A 26,451-nucleotide genomic window follows, 5' to 3' on the forward strand; every position below is an offset into this window, starting at 1 on the left:
TTAATATCAAAGTTATATTTAATGATCTCAAAATTTAAATTTTCAACAGCAGTAAAAAGCTCCAGAGATATATTGTCTTTTATTAAAAACTTTAAGACTTCAGGCGAGTTGTTTGGAAATGGAGATCGCAATGTTATTAAATTGTTTGATCTTGAAGGAAAAACAATCAACATTAAATCATTCAAAATTCCGAATTTAATTAATAAAATAGCCTATCGTTATTTTAGAAAATCAAAGGCAAGACGTTCGTATGAATATGCTACAATTTTATTAGAAAAAGGTATTGGGACTCCTCAGCCAATGGCATTTTTGGAGAACTTTAATCTTGTAGGTTTAAGAGACAGTTATTATGCGAGTGAACATCTGGTAACTGATTTAACGTACAGAGAACTTGTAGAAATTCCGGATTATCCGGATCATGATAACATTCTGAGACAATTTACTCGATTTAGTTTTGATCTTCATGAAAAAGGTATTGAGTTCTTAGATCATTCACCCGGAAATACTTTGATTAAAAAGAAACAGGACGGTAATTATGAATTCTTTTTGGTTGATTTGAACCGAATGGAATTTCACGAGTCGATGACTTTTGAAATGCGAATGAAAAACTTATGCCGTTTGACCCCTGTAAAAGAAATGGTAGCGGTTATGAGTAACGAGTATGCTAAGTTTTATAAAGAATCAGAGCAAAAAACATTTGATACTTTATGGAAATACACCGCTGATTTTCAGGAGCAGTTTTACAGGAAAAAGCGTTTGAAAAAGAAACTTAAATTCTGGAAGAAGTAATTCGATTAAGCTCCTTGTATCGAACAAAGACACTGTAAGCGTTTAAATAACATATCGTGATTCCTCTGGCTCCGTCTAAAAAGCCCAAACGAATTAGAAACTGATATAAAAAAGTATAAACAGGATGGAAAATCATCAGTAAAAGAGATGGTTTCTGTCCTTTTTTTTGTTTTTCATTGGCCTTTAAAACGCCGTAACTGTACATTTTTGCTTTGTAATCAGTATAAGAGGTGTAAGAGAAATGAATGATTTTGTTTTTTAAAGTCGAAATCTCTCCTTTTACAATCAGTTTTTCATGCACCATTCTGTCCTGATTGTATCGACAGTTTGTTTTGTTGAAAAGTCTGAAAATCTTATCGGTTTGCCAGCCACTAAAATGCAGTTTTCTGTTTTTGAACATAAAAGTTCGGTAAATGAAATAGGCACTTGCAGTATCTTTTTGATTGATGGTGGCTGCGATTTCCAGTTTTAGTTCCGGAGTTAATCTTTCATCGGCATCGATGAATAAGATCCAGGAGTTTTTTGCCTGATCAATCGCAAAATTGCGTTGAGAGGTATAGTTGATGAATTGGTTCTGGATTACCCGTACGTTTTTAAAAGACTCAATTATACTAAGGGTACGATCAGTACTGTAAGAATCGACCACAATGATTTCATCGGCAAAATCGATGTCTTCCAGCAGTGATTTTATGTGCTGTTCTTCGTTAAGCGTAATGATCAAAACGGATAACTTTTGCCTTTCAGTAGTATTCATCAGATCTAATTCTTGTACTCCTGAAAATAAGTAGCTAACTTTTCAAGCATTAAAGCTAGGGGATACTCATCGTAGTATTGAAAAGTATGGTCTTTTATATATTGTTCGGTATGCTGCTTGTATATTTCCGGTTTTAAATCTTTCAGGTGGATGGAGAAATTTTTGGCTTCATTTTCAAATATTTGCCAGGTTTCTTTTCTAACGGATGGTGTGAAGATAGAAAAGGTTGGAATGTCAAGGGCCTTGGCCATGTTTACAGCTCCGCCTTCATTTCCGATCAACATTTCACATTGCGAAAGTAAAGCTAGAAAAGGTCTTAATTCTGTGCAGTACAAGTCAAAAACGATGTGTTTTTTGGTTTCTGCACTACAATAGTTGTATACTTCCAGAGCCTGTTCTTTTTGATCCGGAATATAATTGAAAATAATAGTAGCATTGGTTTTGGCAACAGTGAAATCGATTATTTTAGCCATCCCCTCTAAAGGATAGGTTTTGTAAACTTCACTTCCTAAAATTCCAAACATAATTAATGGTTTTTCGCTGTCAACCTGATAACTTTTGAGAAGGTTTTTGGCATCATTAATTTCAGATTCTTTCAGGAATATTTTTGGTTTTACATTTGTAATCTTTTCAGAAATAAACGGTTTTAAAAGCATTAAACGGTTTTCAATAGCTAATCCATGTTCGGATTCTACGGCATCTAAACGCTCGTAGGTGTAGTTGTAGAATGCTTTGGTGTACCATTTGCGATAAGAAACTTTGTATTTTGCTCCTGAAAACAGCGTAATTAAATTTGTTTCCAACTTAGAGTAAACGTCTATAACGGCATCGTATTTATTGCGTCGGATTTGAAAAATAAATTTAAATAGAGAAGGAGTTGATTTTCTAACCTTGTTGGATAAAGGAATAACATTATCAATATTCTTGTTCTCTTTTAGTACATCGACAGAATTTGGGTAACACATATAATCGATAATCGAATCCGGGTATTTGGTTTTTAGATTATTACAGATTATGGTGCTCGTTAATACATCTCCAATTCTTTTTTGCTGAATGACTAATATTCTCATTTATATAAAATTCAATTTGTGGGCTAAATTAGTAATAATTTTATAAAGTGTGCAAGGACACGATTAAGATAAGGTAACTAAAATAAAAAGCCGTATTTTTGTAAAAAAATAAATTCCCCCAATAAAATGCAAATTAGCGGTCTTATTATTACTTTCAATGAAGAGAAAAACATTGGTAAATGTATAGATGCTTTACTAAGAGTTTGTGACGAAGTAATTGTAGTCGATTCATTTAGCAAGGATCGTACTGTTGAAATTGCTAAAGAAAAAGGTGCAGTAGTTATTGAACAGGCTTTTTTAGGTGATGGTCCGCAACGTACACATGGTCTGCCTTATTGCAAAAATGATTGGATTTTAAATCTTGATGCGGATGAATTTCTGGATAAAGATGCTGAAAAATTTATATTAGATAAAAAATATCTCGAAGGAAACTATGATGCTTTTAGTTTTAGAGTAAAAAACTTTCTCGCGGATAAACTTATCGATTTCTCAGGATGGTATCCGGATCAAAAAGTACGTTTCTTTAATAAACAAACAGCCCATCCTTCTGATTCAAAAGTGCATCAGAAAATAATAACTCAAAATGAGAAAAAAGTAGCGGTACACATCTTGCATTACGGCTGGGACTCTTTGGATCAGATTATAGCAAAGAAAAATCAATATTCCGGTTGGCATGCACAACAATTGTTTGATCAGGGAAAAAGAATAACCGCTATTAAGCCCGTTACTAACGGAGCAGTTGCGTTTATCAGATGCTACTTTTTTAAGAAAGGTATATTTAATGGTATAGACGGATTGTCAATAGCAATGATTCAGAGTTTCTTTTCATATATGAAATATGCCAAGCTTTTAAAACTTCAAAAGAGGCTAAAATAAAATTTGATAAAAACGGAGGTGCTAATCTCATTTACAGTACGGGTTTAATATACAAACCTGGTGCTTCAAGCTATGTTATTACTTGTTTTTTTGATTACGACAGGTGCCGGATGTATTTTCTGCAAGGTGTTTGTTGCTTAATTTTGGCTCAGCAGTCATTATTTTTGTAGTCTTTTTCTTTTATTTACAGGTAAATTGAGCTGATTTTATTTAACATTAATAAGGTTTTTTGTTTCATTTATTTTTTTTTACTTAAAAATGTTTTTTTTGTGAAAAATAATACTATTAATGATAGCTTTGCTAAAAAAATAGAGAATGTCAAAGTTGCCAATTTTAATGTATCATAACGTTGTTGAAGATGAAGCGAAGTCTTTAAATCTAAGTGTTTCTGTAGCAAAGTTAGAAGCACAGTTTAAATTTTTACGTGACAATAATTACACCACATTTCATTTTAAGGATTTAGAAAATTTAAAAGAACTTCCTTCAAAAAGCATTATAATCACTTTTGATGATGTTACGGAGTGCCAGTTGTTGTATGCGGTGCCTTTGCTTGAAAAATACCAATTAAAAGCCTCTTTTTTTATACCATTTTCTTACGTTGGTAATTTTGATTATTGGATCGAAGGAAAAGAAAAAATTATGAGTGTCGAACAGCTAAAAGGATTAAATCCTGATTGTATTGAGCTGGGATATCACTCTTTTGAACATAAAAGATACAGTTCGTTGTCTAAAGAAGAGTTAGAAGCTGATTTTGCGAAGTCTAATGCGTTTATTTTGGACAATCAATTAGATATAAAACCTGTTCTGGCATATCCTTTTGGGAATTATGCTAAGAAACATTCTGAGTTTGCTGTTTTTGAAAATATGATGCGTGATAACGGTATAAAATACGGTTTGAGAATAGGCAACAGAGTAAATAATTTTCCCTTTAAAAATAACTATTTAGTAAAGAGAATAGACATAAAAGGCGAAGATAGTTTGTTTAGATTTAAATTAAAATTGAAAATAGGTAAGCTTAAATTATTTTAAAAAATGCTATGGAAATTAGTGGATTAGTAATAACGTATAATGAAGAAAAAAACATTGGCAAATGTATAGATGCGCTGTTTAGAGTTTGCAACGAAGTAATTGTTGTAGATTCGTTAAGTACAGATAATACGGTAAAAATTGCCGAAGAAAAAGGTGCTAAGGTTGTTTCACAGAGTTTTTTAGGAGACGGACCTCAGAGAATTCATGGTTTGCCATATTGTAAAAATGACTGGATTTTAAATTTAGATGCCGATGAGATTTTGGCTGAAGATGCCGAAAAATTTATATTATCAGGCCAATATGAAAAACAGAATTTTGATGTGTATGCCTTCTCTCTGTATAATTATATGGGCTGTAAGCTCATTAATTTTGCAGGTTGGTACCCTGACAAAACTTCACGATTTTTTAACAAACAAACCGCTTCTCCTTCAAAAGATAGTGTACATCAAAAAGTTTGTGGTAATAATAAGACCCACTTAAAAGTTCATATACACCATTATGCATGGGACTGTTTTGGACAATTTATCAGTAAGAAAAATTTATATTCAACCTGGCATGCTCAACAACTTTACGATCAGAATAAAAGGGTAAACAGTTTTAAACCTATATTAAACGGGACAGTTTCTTTTGTTAGGTGTTATTTTTTTAAAAAAGGCTTTTTACATGGATTAGACGGTTTCACATTTTCAATGACTCAGGCTTTCTTCTCTTATATGAAATATGCTAAGCTTTTGAAGCTTCAAAAGCAGAATAAGTAAAAAAAGTATAGAAAAAAATAAAGCGGAATGAGTAATCATTCCGCTTTATTTTTTAAAGAGATTATATGTTAAACGGCAACATCGTATTCGCGAAGCGCATTGTTCAATGAAGTTTTCAAATCTGTTGATGGTTTACGGGTACCGATAATCAAGGCACATGGAACCTGAAACTCACCGGCAGCGAATTTTTTAGTATAGCTTCCAGGAATCACAACCGAACGGGCAGGAACAAAACCTTTCATTTCAACAGGTTCGTCACCAGTCACATCGATAATTTTTGTTGAAGCGGTCAAGCAAACATTAGCACCAAGAACAGCTTCTTTACCAACATGAACACCTTCAACTACAATACAACGAGAACCAATAAAGGCACCATCTTCAATAATAACCGGAGCAGCCTGAAGTGGCTCTAAAACACCACCGATACCTACGCCTCCACTTAAGTGAACGTTTTTACCAATTTGTGCACAGCTTCCCACGGTTGCCCAAGTATCAACCATTGTACCTTCGTCAACATAAGCACCGATGTTTACATAACTTGGCATCAAAATTACACCGCTCGAGATATAAGCTCCGTAACGCGCTACAGCATTAGGTACTACACGAATTCCTTTTTCAGCATAACCTTTTTTTAACAACATTTTATCGTGATACTCGAAAATACCTGATTCCCATGTTTCCATTTTTTGAATTGGAAAATACATTACTACCGCTTTCTTAACCCATTCGTTTACCTGCCACTTGTCACCAACCGGTTCGGCGCAACGTAATTTTCCTGCGTCAATCAATTCAATAACGGCTCTGATAGCGTCAGTTGTAGTTGTTTCTTGTAATAAAGCTCTGTTCTCCCAAGCTTGTTCTATTATAGTCTGTAAAGAATTCATATGTTATAATTTTTGGCAAAGATAAGGTATTTAAAGAAAAGCAGAAAAGTAAAGCCTTTGTAAAATGTTACAGGTGTAACTTTTTGTTTGTATTTTGATAAATTAAATAAGCCTTCGTAAAATTGTAAGAATGTTGTTGATTTATAAGCGTCTTTTTTAAATAGAAAAACATGATAAATATCAGATTTTTGGTTTTTACTTCTCTTTAATTTCGCGGTATAATTCCTGAAATATTGAGGGAAATTGTAAAATACCATTCCAAAACAAAATTATTTAATTAGTAAGAAATGAATCAAGAGAATCAACTTCAAAACCGAATAGCAGTTATTGATAAAGAAGTCACGTGGGATAAAACGCAAGTGATTATGAGTAAAACAAATGCTTTTGGTATTATTGAATATGCCAACGAAGTATTTGTAGATGTATGTGGTTATGAAGATTATGAATTGATGGGTCAGCCACATAATATAATACGTCATCCGGATATGCCAAGAGTTATCTTTAAAGTGCTTTGGGAGAATCTTAAAAGCGGAAAAAATTTCCATGCTATTGTTAAAAATTTAGCAAAATCAGGACGTTATTATTGGGTAATTACTGATTTTGAAATTGCAAAAGATGAGAACGGGGTTATTGTTAATTATTTTGGAAGACGACAAGCAGTTCCTCAGGAAGTTATCGCGTTACATATCGAGCCATTGTATAAAAAACTGCTTCAAATTGAGGCGGCAAGCGGGATGGAGTTTAGTGAAAAGTATCTTATTGGATTTCTTGAAGAAAAGAAAAGAACTTATGTTGAATACATAAAAGAACTAATATATGAACATGAGAAATCTCAAGCGAAGTTTGCTCATTATGAAGTACAGGAAAATGATGAAGAGGAGGAAAGAGGTTTTTTTAGAAGATTGTTTAATAGATAGAATTGAATTTTTTTAGGTTTTGAATATTTGGGAAAAGTCCGTTTTGAGTTTTCAAAACGGATTTTTTATTTCTAGTAAGGAATGTAATCGTAATGTTCTATTTGCAGGTTTTTCTAAACCTGTATGGGATTGTTTTTATTAGTGCGTTACAAAGTAAATGACGGTTAGGATTAATTTTTATTTTGTTTATAACATTATGGTTTTTCCTTTCTATCTTTGTTGAAAAATCAAAAATGCCAAGAATTCTTTCCATAGACTACGGACAAAAACGTACCGGAATTGCTGTTACCGACGAAATGCAAATTATTGCTTCAGGTTTAACAACAATCCCGACTAATACCGTGATTGATTTTCTGAAAGATTATTTTACAAAAGAAAAAGTTGAAGCAGTTTTAATTGGAGAACCTAAGCAAATGAACGGCCAGCCATCGGAGAGTGCTTCAATAATTAAAGGATTTGTTACTCATTTTTCTAATATTTTCCCCGATATGAAAGTTGTTCGTGTAGATGAACGCTTTACATCAAAAATGGCATTTCAAACCATGATTGATAGTGGACTTAGTAAAAAACAACGTCAGAACAAAGGTTTAATCGATGAAATTTCGGCTACAATTATGCTTCAGGATTACCTTTCTTCAAAACGTTTTTAGATTTTTTTATACCCGACCCTCAGGCCTTTTATTTTTTAGAAAAACATAACTTTTATGATGCAATTTTAGTTTTTTTTTGCAATTATAAAAAGTACCTTTGCACTTTAAAAACAATACTGTTATGTCTGACGAAACAATACGTTCTAATAGTGAAGTAGTACTCATTGGAGCGGGAATTATGAGTGCCACTCTTGGAGTAATTTTGAAAGAATTACAACCTGATATAAAAATTGAAATTTACGAAAGATTAGATGTTGCTGCTGCCGAAAGCTCAGATGCCTGGAATAATGCAGGAACAGGACACTCAGCCTTCTGTGAACTAAATTACACTCCCGAAAAGGCTGACGGAAGTATTGATCCCAAAAAAGCAATAAGTATAGCAGAATCTTTTGAGATCTCACGCCAATTCTGGTCTTATTTAGTAGAAGAGAAGAAAGTACCATCTCCTGATAATTTTATTAAAAGTGTTCCTCACATGAGTTTTGTATGGGGAGAAAAAAATGTGGAGTATCTTAAAAAGAGATTTGAAGCATTGCAGAATAATCCAATTTTTTCTCAAATGGAATTTAGTTCTGATTTTGAGCAATTAAAAAAATGGATGCCGCTTGTGATGGAAGGCAGAGATGCTAATGAAAATTTGGCTGCTACCCATATGGAAATTGGTACTGATGTGAATTTTGGAGCTTTAACCAGAAGCATGTTCAGTTATTTAGGTAAACTTGATGGTGTTTCTTTGCATTTTAATCATGAAGTGAAAAAATTAAAGCAACGTGATGATAAATCATGGCGTATTAAAATTACCGATCTAGCTACCGGTAGTGTGAGAAAAGCCTATACCAAATTTGTATTTATCGGAGCAGGTGGAGGTTCGTTGCCTTTGTTAGAAAAAGCAAATGTTCCGGAAGGAAATGGCTACGGAGGTTTTCCGGTGAGCGGACAATGGTTAAAATGTACCAATCCCGAAGTAATTGCCAAACATCAGGCAAAAGTTTACGGAAAGGCAAGTGTTGGAGCACCTCCAATGTCTGTACCGCATATTGATACCCGAGTAATTGATGGTGAAAAAGCATTGCTTTTTGGTCCGTTTGCAGGATTTTCAACCCGTTTTCTGAAAAATGGTTCTTACTTAGATTTGCCATTATCTATAAAGCCGAACAACTTAATTCCAATGTTGTCTGCAGGATATCATAACATTCCTCTAACGAAGTATTTGATTGAGCAGGTTCGTCAGTCTCCAAAAGACAGGATGAAAGCATTGCGTGAATATTTGCCAACAGCACGTTCTAAAGACTGGAAATTGGAAAGAGCCGGACAACGAGTTCAGGTTATTAAAAAAGATGAAAAAGAAGGTGGAGTTTTAGAGTTTGGTACAGAAGTAATCAATACACATGATGGAACTCTGGCTGTATTACTTGGAGCTTCTCCAGGAGCGTCGACAGCTGTTGGTATCATGGTTGATCTAATCAGCAGATGTTTTACCAATCAGATCAAAACACCGGAATGGCAAGTAAAGATGAAAAACATGATCCCTTCTTACGGTCAGACTTTAAATGATAAACCGGAGCTTTTAGCAGAACTTAGAAAACATACATCTGAAGTTTTAAAACTAAAAAATAGTTAAGTTCAGATTTTACAATAAAAAAACAAATCCAGATGAATTAATCTGGATTTGTTGCTTTAAATTCCTTTGTGATTTTTAGAATCTTCTCAGCCAGATTGCTCATCCAGATCAATTGCTCGATTACCATCTGAGCTTCCTGCATTTTAGCTTGTCGTGTTTCTTTATCTAAGCCATCGTCATCGGCCAGGCGTTTAAAATTGACACGTTTGAGCTCTTCAAATTGTAAAGTCACATCTTCCTTGTCAAAGTAAGTGTCGTTTACGATCTTTTCATTTCTTAAAACCGAGATAGCATGATCCAGGTTAGAAAGAATCGTTTTTATAATGTAATTAAAAGATTCTGAAGCAGAAGTGGTTTGATGAGACTGAATATAAGTTGATAAAGAAGCAAGAGCCGATAATATCGAATGGTTTAAAACTACGAGCTTATTGACTAATGGGAGTGTTTTTTGTTTCGATTTGGGTTCCTGCATCATACGTTGAAAAGAAGTCATCAAATTACCTACCTCAACAAAAGCATTTTTTCGGGACAATCGGTATGAGGTAGGAACCTCTCCTTTTTTATTGTAGAAATCGGCAATCTCTTTCAGGTAATTTCGATTTGCACGGATTGAATTTTCAATGTGTATTGGAGTATTGATAAACTCCCAGGCTGGCCATAAAAACTGATTGGCTAAAAACGCTAAAATAGCTCCTGCAAGTGAATCCAGAATTCGAAACTGAATTACTTTAACCACATCCGGGGTTAAAATACCATAAATAAAAACGACATACATTGTAACGAAAGTGGCACTTATCTTATAGTTAATTTGTGTAAACGAAATGCCAAGAAGCATACAAACAATAGAGAAGATGCTTAATACAACATGGTTTTGAACCAAAGAAACGATTCCGAAAGCTAACAATCCACCTAAAATAGTACCGAAAATTCGATTGTAAGATCGTTCTTTCGTTAAACCGTAACCCGGGCGCATGATCACGACAATAGTTAGTAAAATCCAATAGACGTTTTGAAACGGTAGGAATTTTCCAATCACAAAACCAATTAAAATAGTCGTTGTCAGTCGTATTGAATGTCTAAAAATCGAAGATGAATAAGATAAATTCTCAATCAAAGTGCGCAACGGGTAGTATTGAGGAGTAAGAAATTTTTCGAGCTCCTTATCCTTGTCTTTTAATTTATAGGACTGCATGGCAAGTGAAAAAGCACGCTGGATGATTTTAATTTTTCCAACCTGGTTTTTAGCATACTTCAACATATTCGTCAACATTAAAACACCCTCAGCCGCTTCTTCTTTGCCTAAGGTTTTTTCGTAATCAAAAATGGCAAATTCAAGAGCGTCCAGTTCATTTTTCAAGTCGTTCTTATCAACGTATACGCTAATATTGTGTACATTTTTAGATAGTTTTTTTAAAGTAGAAGCTAATTTGTAAGCTACATTCTGATAAGTTCGCAGAACATCTGGGTGTGCGGCAAATTTTTCATGTAGTTTGTTGTGATCAAATGAAGTGTACAATGCCAGTTCCTGAATTTCAACCAAAGTGATAAAAACAAGCAGCATTTTTCGATTTTGACTTGTAGCTCCGGAAGTGTTTTGATTGCCAATAAGCATCTTTCTTAAATCCTCATGAATCAGGTTTAGTTCTACCTGAACGCTTAATTGTTTTTCGATGATAGCTTTTCTGTTGGCTTCAGGGCTCCATAAATCACCTCTAAGTTTTAAATATTTGGCAGTTAGTTTTATGCCTTCGGCGATTTGAAGTTCAACATATTTATAAGGTTGAACAAAATGAAATATAAGTGACACAATCAGGTACAGGATTCCCCCAATAAAAATAAAACCGGAATACTCGAAAGCTTCCCAGCCTTCATGTAAATGACCAAATGATAAGGAAATTGATAGTAAAGCAGAGAAGGAAACTAATGTAGCACGCTGACCATATACAGAAATCATCGAACATAGAAACAGTAAAAAGCCTAAAAAAGGATAAAACAAAAAGGGATAAGGATAGGCAAGATTTACTAATAAGTTAACTCCCGAAACAATAAATGAAGCAACAATTAGACCTTTTATTTTATGGCTTAAAGAACTCGGAATATCACTTGGGTAAGTATAAAAGGCTCCTAATGCAATGGTGAAACCTATTTCGAAGTGTCCAAGAAAGTTTAAAATTAAGACAGGAACGACTGAAGCAATAGTTACTTTTGAGGCATTTAAAAAAGAAGTACTGTTGGTAAATTTCGAGATACGATCAAACATATATTGAGGTTTACAAACAAAGGTAAGAATTGTACGAATTAATTTGGCATAATTATGGATGAGTTTTTGGCGAGATTGCAAAAAATGATATATAATATAGGTTTCGAATTATTCATTGACTATTTTTTACTATTTTTGCCAGCTGAATTAAGGGAATTAAATTCAGTGTTTTTCAGTAGATAATACATTAAAATATTACAAATGATTTTACCAATTGTAGGATATGGTGATCCTGTTTTAAGAAAAGTGGGTGAGGTAATTACGCCGGATTATCCAAACTTAAAAGAAACAATAGCAAACATGTATGAAACCATGTACAACGCTTTAGGAGTTGGACTTGCCGCGCCTCAGGTAGGTGTGCCTATTCGTTTGTTTGTTATTGATACGACTCCTTTTAGTGATGATGAGGATTTGCCGTTAAATGAGCAGGAAGATTTGAAAGGTTTCAAAAAAACTTTTATCAATGCTAAAATTTTGAAAGAAGAAGGAGAAGAGTGGAGCTTTAACGAAGGTTGTTTGAGTATTCCGGACGTTCGCGAAGATGTTTACAGAAAACCAACCGTGACAATTGAATATTGTGAGGAAGATTTTGTAATGAAAACTGAAGTTTTTGATGGTTTAATTGCAAGAGTTATTCAGCATGAATACGACCATATTGAAGGAGTTCTGTTTACAGATAAAATTTCGTCCCTTAAGAAACGTCTGATCCAGAAAAAATTAAAAAACATTACAGAAGGCAAAACATTTCAGGAATACAGAATGAAATTTTTTGCTGCAAAAAAAGGAAGATAGGTATTCTAAAGTATGAGTTTAGAATCAAAGAAATATAATAAATCAAATTCTTAATACTAATTTTAATAAACATGAATTTAGAGAAAATTTTAGCCATTTCTGGGAAACCAGGTTTATATGTATTGAAAGTACAAACTCGTACAGGTTTTGTGGCAGAATCATTAGCAGATGGAAAAAAAATCACAGTAAACTTAAAAAGTAATGTAAGTTTATTATCAGAGATTTCAATTTATACTTACGAAGGCGAAAAACCATTAACAGAAGTAATGCAGCGTATTGCTACTAAAGAAAATAAAGGTCAAGCCATTTCTCATAAAGAAGATAATGCTACATTATCGGCTTATTTTAAAGAAATTTTACCTGAATACGACGAAGAGAGAGTTTACCCTTCTGATATTAAAAAAGTATTAAACTGGTACAATACCCTTCAGGCGAAAGGTTTGGTGACAGATTTAGCTCCTGCTGCTGTTGAAGCTGTTGAAGAAGCTCCGGTTGCTGAAGAAAAACCAAAAAAAGCAGCTGCTCCTAAAAAAGCAAAAGCAAAAAAAGAAGAATAGTAGTTTACACCATTCTTTTAAGTTTCTAAGTGACTAAGTTCATTTTAGATTGTTAAAAAATGGTTAGGCTCAGGATCTTAGAACCGCAGAATCTTAGGACCTCAGAACCTAAATACTTAAAAATATATTAATCCTGTTAAGATGTTTTCTTGACAGGATTTTTTACTTTTACAAACAATCGTCACAACCCGGATAAAATTTCAAAAATGAGCAAAGAACTTCAACTAAAAGCCTTCGAAAGATTACTAATTATTATGGATGAACTTCGTGAGCAATGTCCGTGGGATAAAAAGCAAACCTTGCAAACACTCAGACATCTCACTATTGAAGAAACGTATGAGTTAGGTGATGCTATTTTAGACAATGATTTAAATGAAGTGAAGAAAGAATTGGGAGATTTGTTGCTGCATATTGTTTTTTACGCGAAAATAGGTTCAGAAACCAATGATTTTGACATGGCAGATGTGTGTAATGAGATTTGCGATAAACTCATTCACCGTCATCCTCATATCTACAGTGATACCAAAGTTAAAGACGAAGAAGAAGTAAAGCAAAATTGGGAAAAGCTAAAGCTAAAAGAAGGTAAAAAATCTGTTTTGGAAGGAGTTCCAAGAAGTTTACCGGCATTGGTTAAAGCAAGTCGAATTCAGGACAAAGTAAAAGGAGTAGGTTTTGATTGGGAAGAACCACATCAGGTTTGGGATAAAGTGCAGGAAGAACTGGAAGAATTGCAAATAGAAGTAAAAGCCGGAGATCAGGACAAAATAGAGGCTGAATTTGGTGATGTTTTATTCTCTATGATCAATTATGCCCGATTTTTAAATGTAAATCCTGAAGACGCTTTAGAGCGCACCAATAAAAAATTTATCAAACGCTTTCAGTATCTTGAAAGTAAAGCAGGTGAAATGGGTAAACCTTTAATGGACATGACTCTGGCTGAAATGGACATTTTTTGGAATGAAGCTAAAAAACTGTAGTTACTCCGCCAGTCTTTTTAAAGCTTTGATGTCCTGAAGTTTGATCTTTTTGCCTACTAATTCAATTAATTTAAGTTTATTAAAATCAGATAGTAATCGGATGCAACTTTCTGTAGCAGTACCAATAATTCCGGCAAGTTCCTCCCTTGTGAGTTGAACTTTAAGGGTTCTGTCTTCGTTTTCACCAAAATCATCGTGTAATTGTAGTAAAGTTTCCGCTAAACGTTGTTTTACCGTTTTTTGAACCAATGCAATTTTATCGTTTTCAGATTCTTTTAAATCTTCACAAACCGACTGCATCAAATTCATAGAAAACTGATTGTTGTTATTGAAAAAGTGAAGAATTTCAGCTTTCGGAATAAAGCAAACCTCCATATCAGCAACTGCTTTGGCTGATAAGTTAGCAGGTTCATTGCTAATCATAGAACGCTGACCCAAAAGCTCCCCTGATTTTACCAGTTTTACTATTTGATCTTTTCCGTTGGCACTTAATTTAGAGAGCTTTCCAACTCCGTCTTTTACACAAAAAACGCCATTGGTAACTTCGCCTTCTTCAAAAAGAGCTTCACCTTTTTTAATTGTGTAGGTTGTCTTGCTATTGGCCAACTTCACAACTTCATCTTTATTAAGCGCTTTTAGAGAAGAAAGCTGTCTTACGATACATTGGTCACATTTATTCATAGCAAAAATATTTACTGCAAAATTAACCAATATTCGCTTTCGTAGCTAGTCTTCGGACAGAAAAAACACATAAAAAATATGACATCGTTATTTGACAGATTTATTTCATTAAATTAGAAACCGATTTCCTTCTAATATGATAAATGTCATATTAAAAGTCACCTCTTATTTTGAATATTTGTTATATCAAAAAAAAACAAATTATGAGTGAACAAGGTTGTTTTCATTGTGGGCTTACCATTCCTAAAAATGAAGAAATCAATTTTGATGAAAAAAAGTTTTGTTGTGCCGGTTGTAAAACGGTCTATGAAATTTTTAGTCTTCATGATTTAACCTGCTACTACGATTTTGAAAAATCCCCGGGTGCTACTCCACAAGATATAAAAGGGAAGTACGACTTTTTAGATAATGAAGCTATTCTTTCAAAAGTATTGGAATTTCAGGAAGGAAATACAGCAATTGCTTCCTTAAACATTCCATACATTCATTGTAGTTCATGTATCTGGATTCTCGAAAATTTAAGTCGAATTCAACCTGGAATAAGTCTTTCTCAGGTGAACTTCCCTGAAAAAAGAGTCCGAATTACTTTTAATTCAGATATCGTTTCTTTAAAAACCATAGTTTATATGCTTAGCTCTATAGGTTATGAACCTTATATAAGCTTAGAAAATTACGAATCGGGGAAAAATAGTGTTGACAGAAGTCTTACCTATAAATTAGGTGTTGCTTTTTTTTGCTTCGGAAACATCATGTTGCTTTCATTTCCTGAGTACTTCGAAATAAAGGAATTTTGGCTGGATAACTATAAACCCTTTTTCAGAATCCTGATTTTTATTCTGGCATTGCCCAGTTTCTTGTATTCGGCTAGTGGTTATTATGTTTCCGCTTACAAAAGCATTAGATCGGGAATGTTGAATATTGATATTCCAATTGCATTAGGAATTATCGTAATGTTTGTTCGCAGTACTTTTGATATTGTGATGAATTATGGATCCGGTTTCTTTGATAGCTTAACAGGTTTGGTTTTCTTCATGTTATTGGGAAAGATGTTTCAGATTAAAACCTATAGTTTTTTAAGTTTCGAAAGGGATTTTAAATCCTATTTCCCTATAGCGGTTACAAGAATCAATTCAGATGCATCGGAAGAAAGTGTTCCTGTTTACGATGTTTTAAAAGGAAACAGACTGCTAATTCGAAATCAGGAACTTATTCCTGTTGACGGGATTCTAATTAGTGAAAAAGCAGAGATCGACTATAGTTTTGTAACAGGAGAAGCAGTTCCGATAACTAAAATGTCTGGAGATAAAGTTTTTGCCGGAGGAAAACATATTGGTAAAGTAATCGAAATGGAAGTGCTGCATTCGGTATCGCAAAGTTATCTGACACAATTGTGGAGTAATGAGATCTTCCAGAAAAAAGTGCTTCAAAAGCATAAAACCATAACAGATACTATAAGTCGTTATTTTACACCCTTACTATTATTAATTGCTTTTGCGGGGTTTGGTTATTGGGTTTCTATTGATGCAAATACCGCTTTTAATGTTTTTACTGCTGTCTTAATTGTGGCCTGTCCGTGCGCATTAGCGCTTACTGCGCCGTTTACGTTTGGTAACATATTGCGGATCATGGGCAAGCAAAAAATGTATTTAAAGAATGCTTTGGTAATTGAGCAATTGGCCAAAGTTGATACTATTGTTTTTGATAAAACCGGAACTATCACAACAAATAAGAAATCGAATATTGTATACGAAGGAAACTCTCTTTTCAAAGAGGATTATAGACTTATCAAAAATGTCCTTCGTGCTTCAAATCACCCTTTGAGCCGAATGTTATATGACTTTCTGCCTGAAGAGACTAGAGTTAAAATTGATGATTTTCAAGAAATTACCGGTAAAGGAATTCAGGCTTCTGCAGAAAACACAACTATTAAAATTGGATCAGCGGCCTTTGTTGATAGCCCAGTTGCGGAATCTTCAGAAATTGAAAAAACGGGTCTTCATATCAGAATCAATGAAGTCTATTATGGAAAATTTACATTTCAGAATCAATATCGGGATGGTTTGGAAGAACTTTTTTCGACATTGAGTCAGGAATATCAAATAAAAGTACTCTCGGGAGATAACGATGGAGAGCGCGCTACTCTTGAAGCCATTTTGCCTAAAAATACGGAATTGATTTTTAATCAAAAGCCGGAGCAGAAGCTGGAGTTTATTAAAAAGTTGCAGGATGAAGGATGTAATGTGATGATGGTTGGAGATGGTTTAAACGATGCAGGTGCTTTGGCACAAAGTAACGTAGGGATTTCTATTTCTGAGAATGTTAACGTTTTCTCGCCTGCCTGCGATGCCATATTAGATGCAAGCGAGTTTTCTAGACTTAATTATTTTTTAAAATTATCGCACAAATCGATTATGATTATTAAAATGAGTTTTGTTTTATCACTGCTGTACAATGTTGTAGGACTTTTTTTCGCAATTACAGGAAACTTGTTGCCTTTGGTCGCTGCTATTATCATGCCTTTGAGCACGATTACAATTGTGAGTTTTGTAACATTGATGTCTAACTATTTAAGTAAGAGTAATTTAAAATAATTATAAATAATTCAAAAGTTATTTTTTTATAAATTTAACATAAGACTCTGTCTATGATAATTATCATATTTTACATGCCAATAACCGAGTAATTTTGTTAATATAAACTTAAGGTATGAGTGTTATTTATCTATTAATTTCAGTAAGTATTTTCGTAGCAATTGGATTCTTTATTGCTTTTATCGTAGCTGTCAAATCGGGACAATACGATGACGATTATACGCCCTCAGTCAGAATGCTTTTTGATGATGAGACCAAAATTACCCCCAAGAAGAAAAATTTACCAATCAAAGAAAAACAAGTATAATTATGGAAATGGAACAGTTTTATTACGACAACAAAATTGTTAAAAAATTCATTTACGCCACTATCCTATTCGGAGTGGTGGGGATGTTAGTAGGGCTTACCTTAGCGGTAATGTACCTTTTTCCCAACATAACAGACGGGATCTCCTGGCTTAGTTATGGCCGATTACGGCCTTTGCACACCAATGCGGTTATTTTTGCCTTCGTGGGAAATGCCTTTTTTGCAGGGATGTATTATTCGTTGCAGCGTTTGTTAAAAGCAAGAATGTTTAGTGATTTTTTGAGTAATTTACATTTTTGGGGCTGGCAGCTTATTATTGTTGCGGCAGCTATTACATTACCTTTAGGGTATACTTCTTCAAAAGAATATGCTGAGTTGGAATGGCCAATTGATATTGCGATTGCACTTATTTGGGTGGTAATGGGGATAAATATGATTGGTACGATGTTACGCCGCAGAGAGCGTCATTTGTATGTAGCAATTTGGTTTTATCTGGCAACCTTTGTCACAGTTGCGGTTCTGCATATTTTTAATAATATCGAGATTCCGGTTTCAGCTTTCAAAAGTTACTCTGTTTACGCTGGAGTTCAGGATGCTTTGGTTCAATGGTGGTACGGTCATAATGCGGTTGCATTTTTTCTTACTACACCATTTTTGGGATTAATGTACTACTTTGTTCCAAAAGTAGCCAATCGTCCGGTATATTCTTATAGATTATCAATTATTCACTTCTGGTCCCTGATCTTTATTTATATCTGGGCTGGTCCGCACCATTTATTGTATTCCGCCTTACCAAATTGGGCTCAGAATTTAGGAGTTGCATTTTCTGTAATGCTTATTGCACCGTCTTGGGGTGGTATGATCAACGGACTTCTAACATTAAGAGGAGCATGGGATAAAGTTCGTGAAGAACCGGTTTTGAAATTCTTTGTAGTAGCAATTACGGGTTATGGAATGGCAACATTTGAAGGACCAATGCTTTCACTTAAAAATGTAAATGCTATTGCGCATTATACAGACTGGATCGTTGCACACGTGCACGTTGGGGCTTTAGCCTGGAATGGTTTCATGTCATTTGGTATTATTTATTGGTTGATTCCCAGAATGACCAAATCGGATTTGTTTTCTAAAAAATTGGCCAACTTTCACTTTTGGATAGGAACTTTAGGAATCATTATATATACAATTCCCTTATATGTGGCAGGTTTTCAACAAGCTTCAATGTGGAAACAATTTAATCCGGATGGAACTTTAGTTTATGGTAATTTCCTTGAAACGGTTACTGCTATTATGCCAATGTATTGGATGAGAGCCATTGGAGGTAGTTTATATTTAATAGGAATGCTAACATTGGTTTACAATATTATTATGACCGTAAAAGCAGGTCAGACTATTGAAGACGAATTGGCACAGGCTCCGGCTTTACAAAGAATTAGCAGTGGAAGACTTAATGGAGAGAAATTCCATACCTGGTTGGAGAGAAAACCAATTCAGTTAACCATTTTGGCTACAATCGCTATTTTAATCGGAGGTGTTATTCAGATTGTACCAACTATTATGGTCAAATCTAATATTCCAACGATCTCAAGTGTGAAACCTTATACACCTTTAGAACTTGAAGGACGTGATTTATATATAAGAGAAGGTTGTGTGGGATGTCATTCACAATCCGTTCGCCCTTTTAGAAGTGAAGTAGAGCGTTACGGACCACAATCAAAAGCAGGAGAGTTTGTATACGATCATCCATTTTTATGGGGATCAAAACGTACGGGTCCCGATTTGTTAAGAGTAGGTGGGAAATATAATGACAACTGGCATTTTAACCATATGTGGAATCCACAAAGTACCTCAGCAGGTTCAATCATGCCAGGTTATAAATGGTTGTTTGATAATGAAGCGATGGATATTTCCCTGACTCAGAAAAAAATGCAGGCAATGGTTTCACTTGGTGTTCCTTATACCGAAGAAGAGATTGCAAATGCTCCTAAGACATTAAGAGTGCAGGCAATGAGAATTGAAAAAAGTCTGGAGAACGATCCTGATTATGTAAAAAGTTATGAGGACAGTAAGAAAAAAGCAATTACCAAAGGTGAAAAATTCATTCCGATGAATGAAAGAGAAATTGTCGCTTTAATTGCTTACATACAAAGACTTGGAACTGATATCAAAGTAAAGCAACCTTCTAAATAACAGCATTATGTTTGAGCAAATAAAACACAATATGGAGAACATTTCGGGTATAGAGATTTACCCGATACTTTCTCTACTGATATTCTTTTTCTTCTTTGTAGGTCTCGGTTTTTGGGTGTTCTCCTATAAGAAAGAAAAAATTGAGGAGATGAGTGCGATACCTTTGGATGAAGGGCTTATTATAATTTCAAAAGATAAATAAAAATGAAAAGATTTTTCCCAGTATATGTAAGAGTGCCATTGATTTTCTTCATTGTCTTTGCTTTGATGGAATACTTTATAGATTCGGGCGACAGACCAGCTTTTATAAAGTATCCGATGGTTTCCGTTTTTCTATTTGTTTTTCTGTTTATCCTGATTGCAATCGAAATAACGTTGAGCGCTGTTAATAGAGTAATGTATCAATTAATGTCGCCTGAAGAAAAAGCAAAAGTGGAACATGAAAAGAGTTTAAGCTTGACTGAAAGTACCTGGTACAAAGAGTTGATGCATAAACTTACTCAAACAGAACCAATTGAAAAAGAAGGAGATTTGTTGATGGATCATGATTATGATGGTATTAAAGAGTTAGACAATAATTTACCACCTTGGTGGGTATATCTGTTCTACATCTGTATCATATTTGGTGTAATCTATGTTGCACGTTACGATATTTTTGGTGGCGACGATCAGGAAACTGAGCTGAAAAAAGAAATGGCGCAGGCTAAAATAGATGTAGAAGAATACCTTAAAACAGCGCCTGATCTGATGGATGAAAAGACAGTGGTGCTGTTAACAGATGATGCAAGTTTAGCTGCCGGTAAAGAAATTTTCATGACCAATTGTGCAGCTTGTCACAGAGCAGACGGTGGTGGACAAATTGGACCAAACTTAACGGATGATCACTGGATTTTAGGTGGTGGTATTAAAGAAGTTTTTCATACTATTACTAACGGAGGACGTGACGGAAAGGGAATGGTCTCCTGGAAAACCAACGGTATGAAACCTAAAGAAATTCAAAAAGTTGCAAGTTACATCCTGTCTTTACAAGGTAGTAACCCAAAAGATCCGAAAGAACCGGAGGGAGAAGTTTGGGTAGATCAAAGCGCTCCTAAAAAGGGCGACACAGCAGATAAAACAAAAGATAGTACAGAAGTTAAAAAATAATACCACCATGTCAAATTTACCAGACGAAGCTTTTAGAGATACCATTGGAACTATTGATGAAGGTGGTAAAAGAAAATTTATTTTTCCTAAAAAACCGTTTGGTAAGTTTTATGAATACCGGAAAATAGTCAGTTATGTTTTGCTGGCGATTTTAATTGCGAATCCGTTTATAAAAATAAATGGAAACCAGTTCATGATGTTCAATGTTATAGAGCGACGCTTTAATATTTTTGGATTTCCATTTTGGCCTCAGGATTTTTATCTCTTTGTAATATCAATGCTGGTAGGTATTGTGTTTATTATTTTGTTTACCGTTGTTTTTGGAAGAATTTTTTGTGGATGGATTTGTCCGCAGACAATCTTTCTTGAGATGGTTTTCAGGCGAATAGAATACTGGATTGATGGAGATCGCGGTGCACAAATGCGATTGTCAAGACAGGAATGGAACGCTGAGAAAATTCGAAAACGAGGAATCAAATGGACCATCTTTTTTCTGATTTCTTTTGGAATTGCTAATGTGTTTTTAGCTTATCTTGTAGGTAGTGATGAGCTTTTCTTAATGGTAGAACAAGGGCCAATTCAACAGGCCAGTAATTTTATTGCGTTGCTTATTTTTACAGGAGTCTTCTATTTTGTATTTGTTTGGTTTCGAGAGCAGGTTTGTATTATTGCCTGTCCCTATGGGCGTTTACAAGGTGTGCTTCTGGATAATAAATCTATCAATGTGGCGTATGATTTTGTACGTGGAGAAAAGGAAGCAGGACGTGCTAAATTTAATAAAAAAGAAGACAGAGCTTTAACCGGAAAAGGAGATTGTATCGATTGTCATCAATGTGTACACGTTTGCCCGATGGGAATTGACATTAGAAACGGGACACAGTTGGAATGTACAAATTGTACAGCTTGTATTGATGAATGTGACTCTATTATGGAAAACGTTGGTTTACCTAAAGGATTGATTCGTTACGCATCTGAAGATGAAATCGAGAAAAAAGCACCTTTTAAATTCACAACAAGAATGAAAGGTTATACGGCCGTTTTATTCATCTTGCTAAGTGTGTTTGTTGGGATGTTGTTTTTAAGAACGGATTTGGAGGCTGTCATTCTACGTTTGCCGGGACAGCTGTTTCAACATAAAGGAGATAAAATCAGTAATGTGTACACTTATAAAATCGTCAATAAAACGATGAAAGATTATAGTGATATTCATTTTGAGCTAATCGACCAAAAAGGTGAAATTAAAAATGTTGGAAAAACACATTTCAAAGTGGTTAAAGAAGGCATTTCGCAAGGAACATTATTTATAGAAATAGACGAAGTACTTTTAGAAAGCGATAAAACAAAAGTGAAGATTGGGGTTTATAATGGTAAAGAATTACTAGAAACCACCACTACCAACTTTTTAGGACCACGAAGTTTTAATTAAAAAAATACGATTATGAAAATAAATTGGGGAACCGGGATTGTCATTGCATTTGCATTGTTTATGACTTTTATTTTATATTTTGTTTTTGAAGTGCAGTCCAACAGTAAGTACGATAATGATTTGGTTGTAGAAGAATATTACAAGCATGATTCACATTTTCAGGATGAAATGGCACGTGTTCAGAATGCTCAGGATTTGCAGCAAAAACCTTTAATTGCCTATCACGAAGATGGAGTTGAAATTGTTTTTCCTACCACTTTTGAAAATGATAAAGTCAAAGGAAATATATTATTGTACCGCCCGTCAAATAAAAAATTTGATTTTAATACCCAGATTGTCTTAACCAATTCAGTATTGTTGATTCCAAAAAACAAACTGATAAAAGGTCGTTGGGATGTTAACATGGAATGGCAGTACGATGGAAAAAAATACTTGTCAAAAGAGGTAATCTATGTAAATTAATATTGCAAAATGACTTGTTAAAGGGAGATTCTTTCAATTGACAAGCGATTGTTCGTATAGATTTTTTAATCATTATTAGAGATGTAATCTATAGCAAAAAAACGAAAAAGATGTTGTACTCCGCTTTCATATTTGGATTAATAAGTAGTTTACACTGTATCGGAATGTGTGGTCCAATTGCGATGATGTTGCCTGTGGATCGTCAGAATGAAGCCAAAAAGGTAACTCAGATTATTACCTATCATTTAGGGCGATTGACCGCTTACATGATCATAGGGCTGATTTTTGGACTATTAGGAAGAGGATTCTTTTTAGCCGGACTTCAGCAAAAAATGTCAATTTTTATTGGCTTAGCAATGATAGTCGTTGTTTTAGTCCCTGAGAAAGTCTTCTCAAAATACAACTTTTCTAAACCGATCTATAAAGTTATCTCCAAGGTAAAATCAAGCTTAGGAAATCAATTTAAAGATCGAAGCTATAAATCACTTTTTACTATAGGACTGTTAAATGGCTTTTTGCCTTGTGGAATGGTTTATGTAGCCTTATTTGGCGCTATAGCAATGCAAAGCGCCAGTTTAGGAGTTCTGTACATGTTGCTGTTTGGATTGGGGACTGTACCGCTTATGACAGTTGTAGTGTATGTAAATTCCTTGATCAAACTTCCCTTTAGAAATAAAATACAGAAAGCAATACCTTATGTTGCTGTGATAATTGGAGTTTTATTTATCCTTAGAGGCTTAGGTTTAGGAATTCCTTATATTTCTCCATCTAATATGAGTTTGTTTGTCCAGTCGACTCCTAATTGTCATTAAAAAGGGATCATGCGAAAACCTCTGTGTAGCAGAAAAAGCAGAGTAGCAGAAAAAGTTGTAAACTGATAAAAAAATGTGATTATAAAGGTTTGCTCCTTAATCTTAAGAGTTATTAATGTCAAATGAAATACCATTTTAGAGGAGTTGATCTTAATTAGAATTTTCTTCTCCGGGTTTAAATGTTTGAAACAGATATAAAAGGGCTGAAAGCCCAAAAGAATAAGCATAGTGCAACGCACTATGAGTTAGATAAAGATACAGAATTGCCCTGAAAGGGCGGCAAGAGCCTCCACAAATCATGTTGATTCTAATAAAAATCATACGATTTCTTAGAGGATTTCATAGAAAGCGGGAAAGATGTTTTTTGTTACACTTTAGTTTTTACCCTTTCGAGGACGTAAACAATTATCCCGATCATTTGTAGTATTCAGCATGTTTCTATTGTCAACGCTCTTTCAGAGCAATCTAAACCGTCATAGAGAAGAGGTTTGTTTCGGGAGATTTTCTTTTTAAGTGCAAATCAAAAGCCATACAAATATTACGAACAAAAGGCCTGCCTGCTTCGGTAATACTAATTTTGTTTTCTTCAATAACAATTAATTGATCATTTTCTATTTCTTTTAAATCAGATAAAACAGTTGGGATTTCTTTAAAATATAAATATTCATCACCCCATGAAGTTTCAAATTCACAGGTTAAGTTTAAAATGTGTTTTCGGATTATTAAGTCTTCATCATCAAGAACATGACCTTTTATAACAGGTAATTTATTGCATTCCAATAGTTGATAATAATCTTCCAAAATTTTGGTGTTTTGAGCAAAGCTGTACCAACTGTCGCTAATAGACGAAACACCCAGACCTATCATAAGCTGTGTTTTTGAGGCACTGTACCCCATAAAATTTCGGTGAAGTTCTTTATTTTGTACCGCTTTGTACAAACTATCAGAAGCGAAAGCAAAATGATCCATTCCAATTTCATGATAACCATTTTGAGCAAGCAATTGTTTACCAACTTCATATAGTTTTCTTTTTTCGGCATCTTTTGGGATATTTTCCTCATTAAACCCACGCTGTCCATTTCCTTTTATCCAGGGTACATGCGCATAACTGTAAAAAGCCAGACGATCCGGTTTTAACGAGTTTGTTTTTTCAACCGTGTCAATAATATTTTCTACAGTCTGAAAAGGAAGACCAAATATGATATCGTGACCAATAGAAGTATAGCCTATTTCCTTTGCCCAAAGGGTAACTTTAGCAACATTATGAAAAGGTTGAATTCTATGAATTGCTTTTTGAACTTTCTCTGCATAATCCTGAACACCGAAACTAACTCTTCGGAAACCTAAATCGTATAATTTTTTAAGTTGTTCGTAAGTTGTATTGTTAGGATGACCTTCAAAACTAAATTCGTGATTTTCGGCTTTTTTGGCGATGCTAAAAATACCGTTGATGAGTTGTTCTAAGTTATTTTTTGAAAAAAAGGTTGGGGTTCCGCCTCCTAAGTGAATCTCTTTTATGATTGGTTCTTCGGGAAGTAAATTACAGTAAAGACTCCATTCTTTTAAGAGCGCTTTGATATAAGTTTCTTCGACAGCGTGATTTTTTGTAATGCGTTTGTTACAGCCACAAAAAGTACACAGACTCTCACAGAAAGGTAAGTGAATGTATAAACTGATTCCGTTTTGTGAATTACTTTCTGCAAAAGCTCTCTGGAATGATTTAATCCATTTTTGCTCATTAAAGTTGTTTTCATTCCAATAAGGAACTGTTGGATAACTGGTATATCGTGGGCCGGGAACGTTGTATTTCTGTGTCAGCGAAATTTTCATAAAAGAGGATTTTGGATACTCAAAATTAGAATACTGGCATTTGAAATAAAATGACAAATATCATGTAAAAAAAGGAGGCTCAAAATGAGCCTCCTTTTACTGAATTAAATAACTAACATTAAATAGAATCCTGAATGATTTTAAGCCATTTTTTCGCAAACATATGATCTTGATAAGCACTTATTTGTTTGATGCGGTCATCATCGAAATCATAGAAAGGAATTATGTTTTTTTTAGATGTTTCTCTATCGAGAAATTCAAAATCAATTTTTAGTATGGTGTCTGAGTTTCCATCAGTTGTCAACGCTAGTTTACAAGAAGAGACACTTTTTAAATCGACATAAGTAGATTCCTCCTGATTTGGATTAAAGTTCATTAGGATAAATTTTCTGTTCTTTTGATCTATAGTCAATGTTTTATTGCTTTGAGATTCTGTTAGATCAAAATCTTCGGGATGAGTTGGATTGAATTTCTTTTTTATGTTTAAGATTTTCGTTTTGCTTGCGGCACTTGATCTTGCTGAAAAATAAATAGGAATGGCTACTATGATGGCGATCACAATACCAATTATGGTTACACTTGTTTCCATTTTTGTTGTAAAATTTGATAAATTATTATGAAATAGTAAATAGTTTTCAGGATGAAAACGGTTTATTGATTCGGAAAAGAAATGCCTTCTCCGCTAGAATTTCATAAAATAATCTACCAGAAAAAATGGAAAGGGTAGAGCATTAAAAGGATCTTTTTGCTCTGGATGTTGAATTGACTGGCAAAGTTTGAAGCTGTATTTACAGCATGATGTTGTGGAATAGCAACCAATAAAGAGTCAAACCACTTAATTAAACCGGGATGATTCGTTTTGATGTTTCCTACCAGATTATAGCCTGTTTGTGGCTGTATAAAAGCCAAAGAGTCGGTATAGTCGATAGAAAAAGTAGTATCTGCCTTTTTGTTTTCAGTTTTTCCCACTACAGATTCGTTTGCCTGTGAGGCAAAAAAAGCAATGATCAAAAGTGATACAAAAATAATGGTCTTACGAATCCAATTCATGGTCGCGAATTTAACCCTTAAAA

Annotated in this window: 26 protein-coding genes; 18 read left to right on the plus strand and 8 right to left on the minus strand. The window is 34.2% G+C overall.

Going from position 1 to position 26,451, the window contains the following annotated elements:
• The first annotated feature begins 21 nt into the window (after nucleotides 1-21).
• Entirely contained in the window at nucleotides 22-789 is a 768-nt protein-coding gene (locus OGZ34_RS12745) for a Kdo domain containing protein (protein WP_173966732.1), read from the plus strand.
• On the opposite strand, the gene OGZ34_RS12750 is transcribed toward OGZ34_RS12745, so the two are convergent.
• Entirely contained in the window at nucleotides 770-1,543 is a 774-nt protein-coding gene (locus OGZ34_RS12750; RefSeq protein WP_173966731.1) for a glycosyltransferase family 2 protein, read from the minus strand. The two genes, OGZ34_RS12745 and OGZ34_RS12750, sit on opposite strands and share 20 nt — an antisense overlap.
• A 5-nt stretch (nucleotides 1,544-1,548) precedes the next feature.
• Nucleotides 1,549-2,613, minus strand: a complete 1,065-nt coding sequence (locus OGZ34_RS12755; protein ID WP_173966730.1) for a glycosyltransferase family 9 protein — start codon at nucleotides 2,611-2,613, stop codon at nucleotides 1,549-1,551.
• A gap of 126 nt (nucleotides 2,614-2,739) precedes the next feature.
• On the opposite strand from OGZ34_RS12755, the gene OGZ34_RS12760 reads away from it, so the two are divergent.
• The 3 genes from OGZ34_RS12760 to OGZ34_RS12770 all read left to right on the plus strand — a co-directional run bounded on the left by OGZ34_RS12760 (nucleotide 2,740) and on the right by OGZ34_RS12770 (nucleotide 5,276).
• A complete protein-coding gene (locus OGZ34_RS12760; RefSeq protein WP_173966729.1) occupies nucleotides 2,740-3,489 on the plus strand; it encodes a glycosyltransferase family 2 protein in 750 nt (249 codons plus the stop codon).
• 315 nt (nucleotides 3,490-3,804) lie between these two features.
• The gene (locus OGZ34_RS12765; protein ID WP_263360432.1) at nucleotides 3,805-4,518 is read left to right on the plus strand and encodes a polysaccharide deacetylase family protein; all 714 of its coding nucleotides are present in this window, start codon (nucleotides 3,805-3,807) and stop codon (nucleotides 4,516-4,518) included.
• Between the two features lie 8 nt (nucleotides 4,519-4,526).
• On the plus strand, nucleotides 4,527-5,276 hold the full coding sequence (locus OGZ34_RS12770) for a glycosyltransferase family 2 protein (RefSeq protein WP_263360433.1): 750 nt from the start codon (nucleotides 4,527-4,529) through the stop codon (nucleotides 5,274-5,276).
• 68 nt (nucleotides 5,277-5,344) lie between these two features.
• Here OGZ34_RS12770 and OGZ34_RS12775 read toward each other — a convergent pair whose 3' ends face one another.
• On the minus strand, nucleotides 5,345-6,160 hold the full coding sequence (locus tag OGZ34_RS12775) for a 2,3,4,5-tetrahydropyridine-2,6-dicarboxylate N-succinyltransferase (protein ID WP_173966726.1): 816 nt from the start codon (nucleotides 6,158-6,160) through the stop codon (nucleotides 5,345-5,347).
• Nucleotides 6,161-6,447: 287 nt separating this feature from the next.
• Here OGZ34_RS12775 and OGZ34_RS12780 point away from each other — a divergent pair, with 287 nt between their 5' ends.
• From OGZ34_RS12780 to OGZ34_RS12790, 3 genes are all read left to right on the plus strand, one after another.
• The gene (locus OGZ34_RS12780; protein WP_263360434.1) at nucleotides 6,448-7,077 is read left to right on the plus strand and encodes a PAS domain-containing protein; all 630 of its coding nucleotides are present in this window, start codon (nucleotides 6,448-6,450) and stop codon (nucleotides 7,075-7,077) included.
• Nucleotides 7,078-7,310: 233 nt separating this feature from the next.
• A complete protein-coding gene (gene ruvX / locus OGZ34_RS12785) occupies nucleotides 7,311-7,727 on the plus strand; it encodes a Holliday junction resolvase RuvX (protein ID WP_173966724.1) in 417 nt (138 codons plus the stop codon).
• 121 nt (nucleotides 7,728-7,848) lie between these two features.
• Nucleotides 7,849-9,348: a malate:quinone oxidoreductase gene (locus tag OGZ34_RS12790; protein WP_263360435.1), complete on the plus strand. Its 1,500-nt coding sequence runs from the start codon at nucleotides 7,849-7,851 to the stop codon at nucleotides 9,346-9,348.
• A gap of 37 nt (nucleotides 9,349-9,385) precedes the next feature.
• On the opposite strand, the gene OGZ34_RS12795 is transcribed toward OGZ34_RS12790, so the two are convergent.
• Nucleotides 9,386-11,608, minus strand: a complete 2,223-nt coding sequence (locus tag OGZ34_RS12795; protein ID WP_263360436.1) for an FUSC family protein — start codon at nucleotides 11,606-11,608, stop codon at nucleotides 9,386-9,388.
• Between the two features lie 201 nt (nucleotides 11,609-11,809).
• Between OGZ34_RS12795 and def the strand changes: the two genes are divergently transcribed.
• The 3 genes from def (at nucleotide 11,810) to mazG (ending at nucleotide 13,934) form a co-directional block, all read left to right on the plus strand.
• Complete coding sequence (gene def / locus OGZ34_RS12800; RefSeq protein ID WP_173966721.1) at nucleotides 11,810-12,400, plus strand: peptide deformylase; 591 nt, start codon at nucleotides 11,810-11,812, stop codon at nucleotides 12,398-12,400.
• 71 nt (nucleotides 12,401-12,471) lie between these two features.
• Nucleotides 12,472-12,957: a DUF5606 family protein gene (locus OGZ34_RS12805; protein ID WP_070906719.1), complete on the plus strand. Its 486-nt coding sequence runs from the start codon at nucleotides 12,472-12,474 to the stop codon at nucleotides 12,955-12,957.
• Between the two features lie 206 nt (nucleotides 12,958-13,163).
• Nucleotides 13,164-13,934, plus strand: a complete 771-nt coding sequence (gene mazG / locus OGZ34_RS12810) for a nucleoside triphosphate pyrophosphohydrolase (protein ID WP_173966720.1) — start codon at nucleotides 13,164-13,166, stop codon at nucleotides 13,932-13,934.
• Here mazG and OGZ34_RS12815 read toward each other — a convergent pair whose 3' ends face one another.
• Nucleotides 13,935-14,615: a Crp/Fnr family transcriptional regulator gene (locus OGZ34_RS12815; protein ID WP_263360437.1), complete on the minus strand. Its 681-nt coding sequence runs from the start codon at nucleotides 14,613-14,615 to the stop codon at nucleotides 13,935-13,937.
• Between the two features lie 203 nt (nucleotides 14,616-14,818).
• Between OGZ34_RS12815 and OGZ34_RS12820 the strand changes: the two genes are divergently transcribed.
• The 8 genes from OGZ34_RS12820 to OGZ34_RS12855 all read left to right on the plus strand — a co-directional run bounded on the left by OGZ34_RS12820 (nucleotide 14,819) and on the right by OGZ34_RS12855 (nucleotide 23,548).
• Nucleotides 14,819-17,206 carry a heavy metal translocating P-type ATPase gene (locus tag OGZ34_RS12820; RefSeq protein ID WP_263360438.1) on the plus strand — a complete coding sequence of 796 codons (2,388 nt, stop codon included), beginning with the start codon at nucleotides 14,819-14,821 and terminating at the stop codon, nucleotides 17,204-17,206.
• Between the two features lie 115 nt (nucleotides 17,207-17,321).
• Nucleotides 17,322-17,513 carry a cbb3-type cytochrome oxidase assembly protein CcoS gene (gene ccoS / locus OGZ34_RS12825; RefSeq protein WP_263360439.1) on the plus strand — a complete coding sequence of 64 codons (192 nt, stop codon included), beginning with the start codon at nucleotides 17,322-17,324 and terminating at the stop codon, nucleotides 17,511-17,513.
• A 2-nt stretch (nucleotides 17,514-17,515) separates the two neighbouring features.
• Complete coding sequence (ccoN, locus tag OGZ34_RS12830; protein WP_263360440.1) at nucleotides 17,516-19,702, plus strand: cytochrome-c oxidase, cbb3-type subunit I; 2,187 nt, start codon at nucleotides 17,516-17,518, stop codon at nucleotides 19,700-19,702.
• A 7-nt stretch (nucleotides 19,703-19,709) separates the two neighbouring features.
• A complete protein-coding gene (locus OGZ34_RS12835; protein ID WP_026110175.1) occupies nucleotides 19,710-19,904 on the plus strand; it encodes a CcoQ/FixQ family Cbb3-type cytochrome c oxidase assembly chaperone in 195 nt (64 codons plus the stop codon).
• Between the two features lie 2 nt (nucleotides 19,905-19,906).
• Nucleotides 19,907-20,848 (plus strand): cbb3-type cytochrome c oxidase N-terminal domain-containing protein, encoded by a 942-nt coding sequence (locus OGZ34_RS12840; protein ID WP_173966715.1) that lies wholly within the window; start codon nucleotides 19,907-19,909, stop codon nucleotides 20,846-20,848.
• A gap of 7 nt (nucleotides 20,849-20,855) precedes the next feature.
• On the plus strand, nucleotides 20,856-22,274 hold the full coding sequence (ccoG, locus tag OGZ34_RS12845; protein ID WP_263360441.1) for a cytochrome c oxidase accessory protein CcoG: 1,419 nt from the start codon (nucleotides 20,856-20,858) through the stop codon (nucleotides 22,272-22,274).
• 12 nt (nucleotides 22,275-22,286) lie between these two features.
• Nucleotides 22,287-22,736 carry a FixH family protein gene (locus tag OGZ34_RS12850; protein ID WP_263360442.1) on the plus strand — a complete coding sequence of 150 codons (450 nt, stop codon included), beginning with the start codon at nucleotides 22,287-22,289 and terminating at the stop codon, nucleotides 22,734-22,736.
• Nucleotides 22,737-22,846: 110 nt separating this feature from the next.
• Entirely contained in the window at nucleotides 22,847-23,548 is a 702-nt protein-coding gene (locus OGZ34_RS12855) for a sulfite exporter TauE/SafE family protein (protein ID WP_263360443.1), read from the plus strand.
• A gap of 465 nt (nucleotides 23,549-24,013) precedes the next feature.
• On the opposite strand, the gene hemN is transcribed toward OGZ34_RS12855, so the two are convergent.
• The 3 genes from hemN to OGZ34_RS12870 form a co-directional block, all read right to left on the minus strand.
• Complete coding sequence (gene hemN, locus OGZ34_RS12860) at nucleotides 24,014-25,378, minus strand: oxygen-independent coproporphyrinogen III oxidase (RefSeq protein WP_263360444.1); 1,365 nt, start codon at nucleotides 25,376-25,378, stop codon at nucleotides 24,014-24,016.
• A gap of 118 nt (nucleotides 25,379-25,496) precedes the next feature.
• Nucleotides 25,497-25,967 carry a hypothetical protein gene (locus tag OGZ34_RS12865; RefSeq protein WP_173966710.1) on the minus strand — a complete coding sequence of 157 codons (471 nt, stop codon included), beginning with the start codon at nucleotides 25,965-25,967 and terminating at the stop codon, nucleotides 25,497-25,499.
• Between the two features lie 113 nt (nucleotides 25,968-26,080).
• A complete protein-coding gene (locus tag OGZ34_RS12870; RefSeq protein WP_263360445.1) occupies nucleotides 26,081-26,428 on the minus strand; it encodes a hypothetical protein in 348 nt (115 codons plus the stop codon).
• Nucleotides 26,429-26,451: the final 23 nt, after the last annotated feature.

Origin of the sequence: Flavobacterium collinsii (assembly GCF_946903285.1) — a bacterium.
Lineage (GTDB): Bacteria > Bacteroidota > Bacteroidia > Flavobacteriales > Flavobacteriaceae > Flavobacterium > Flavobacterium collinsii.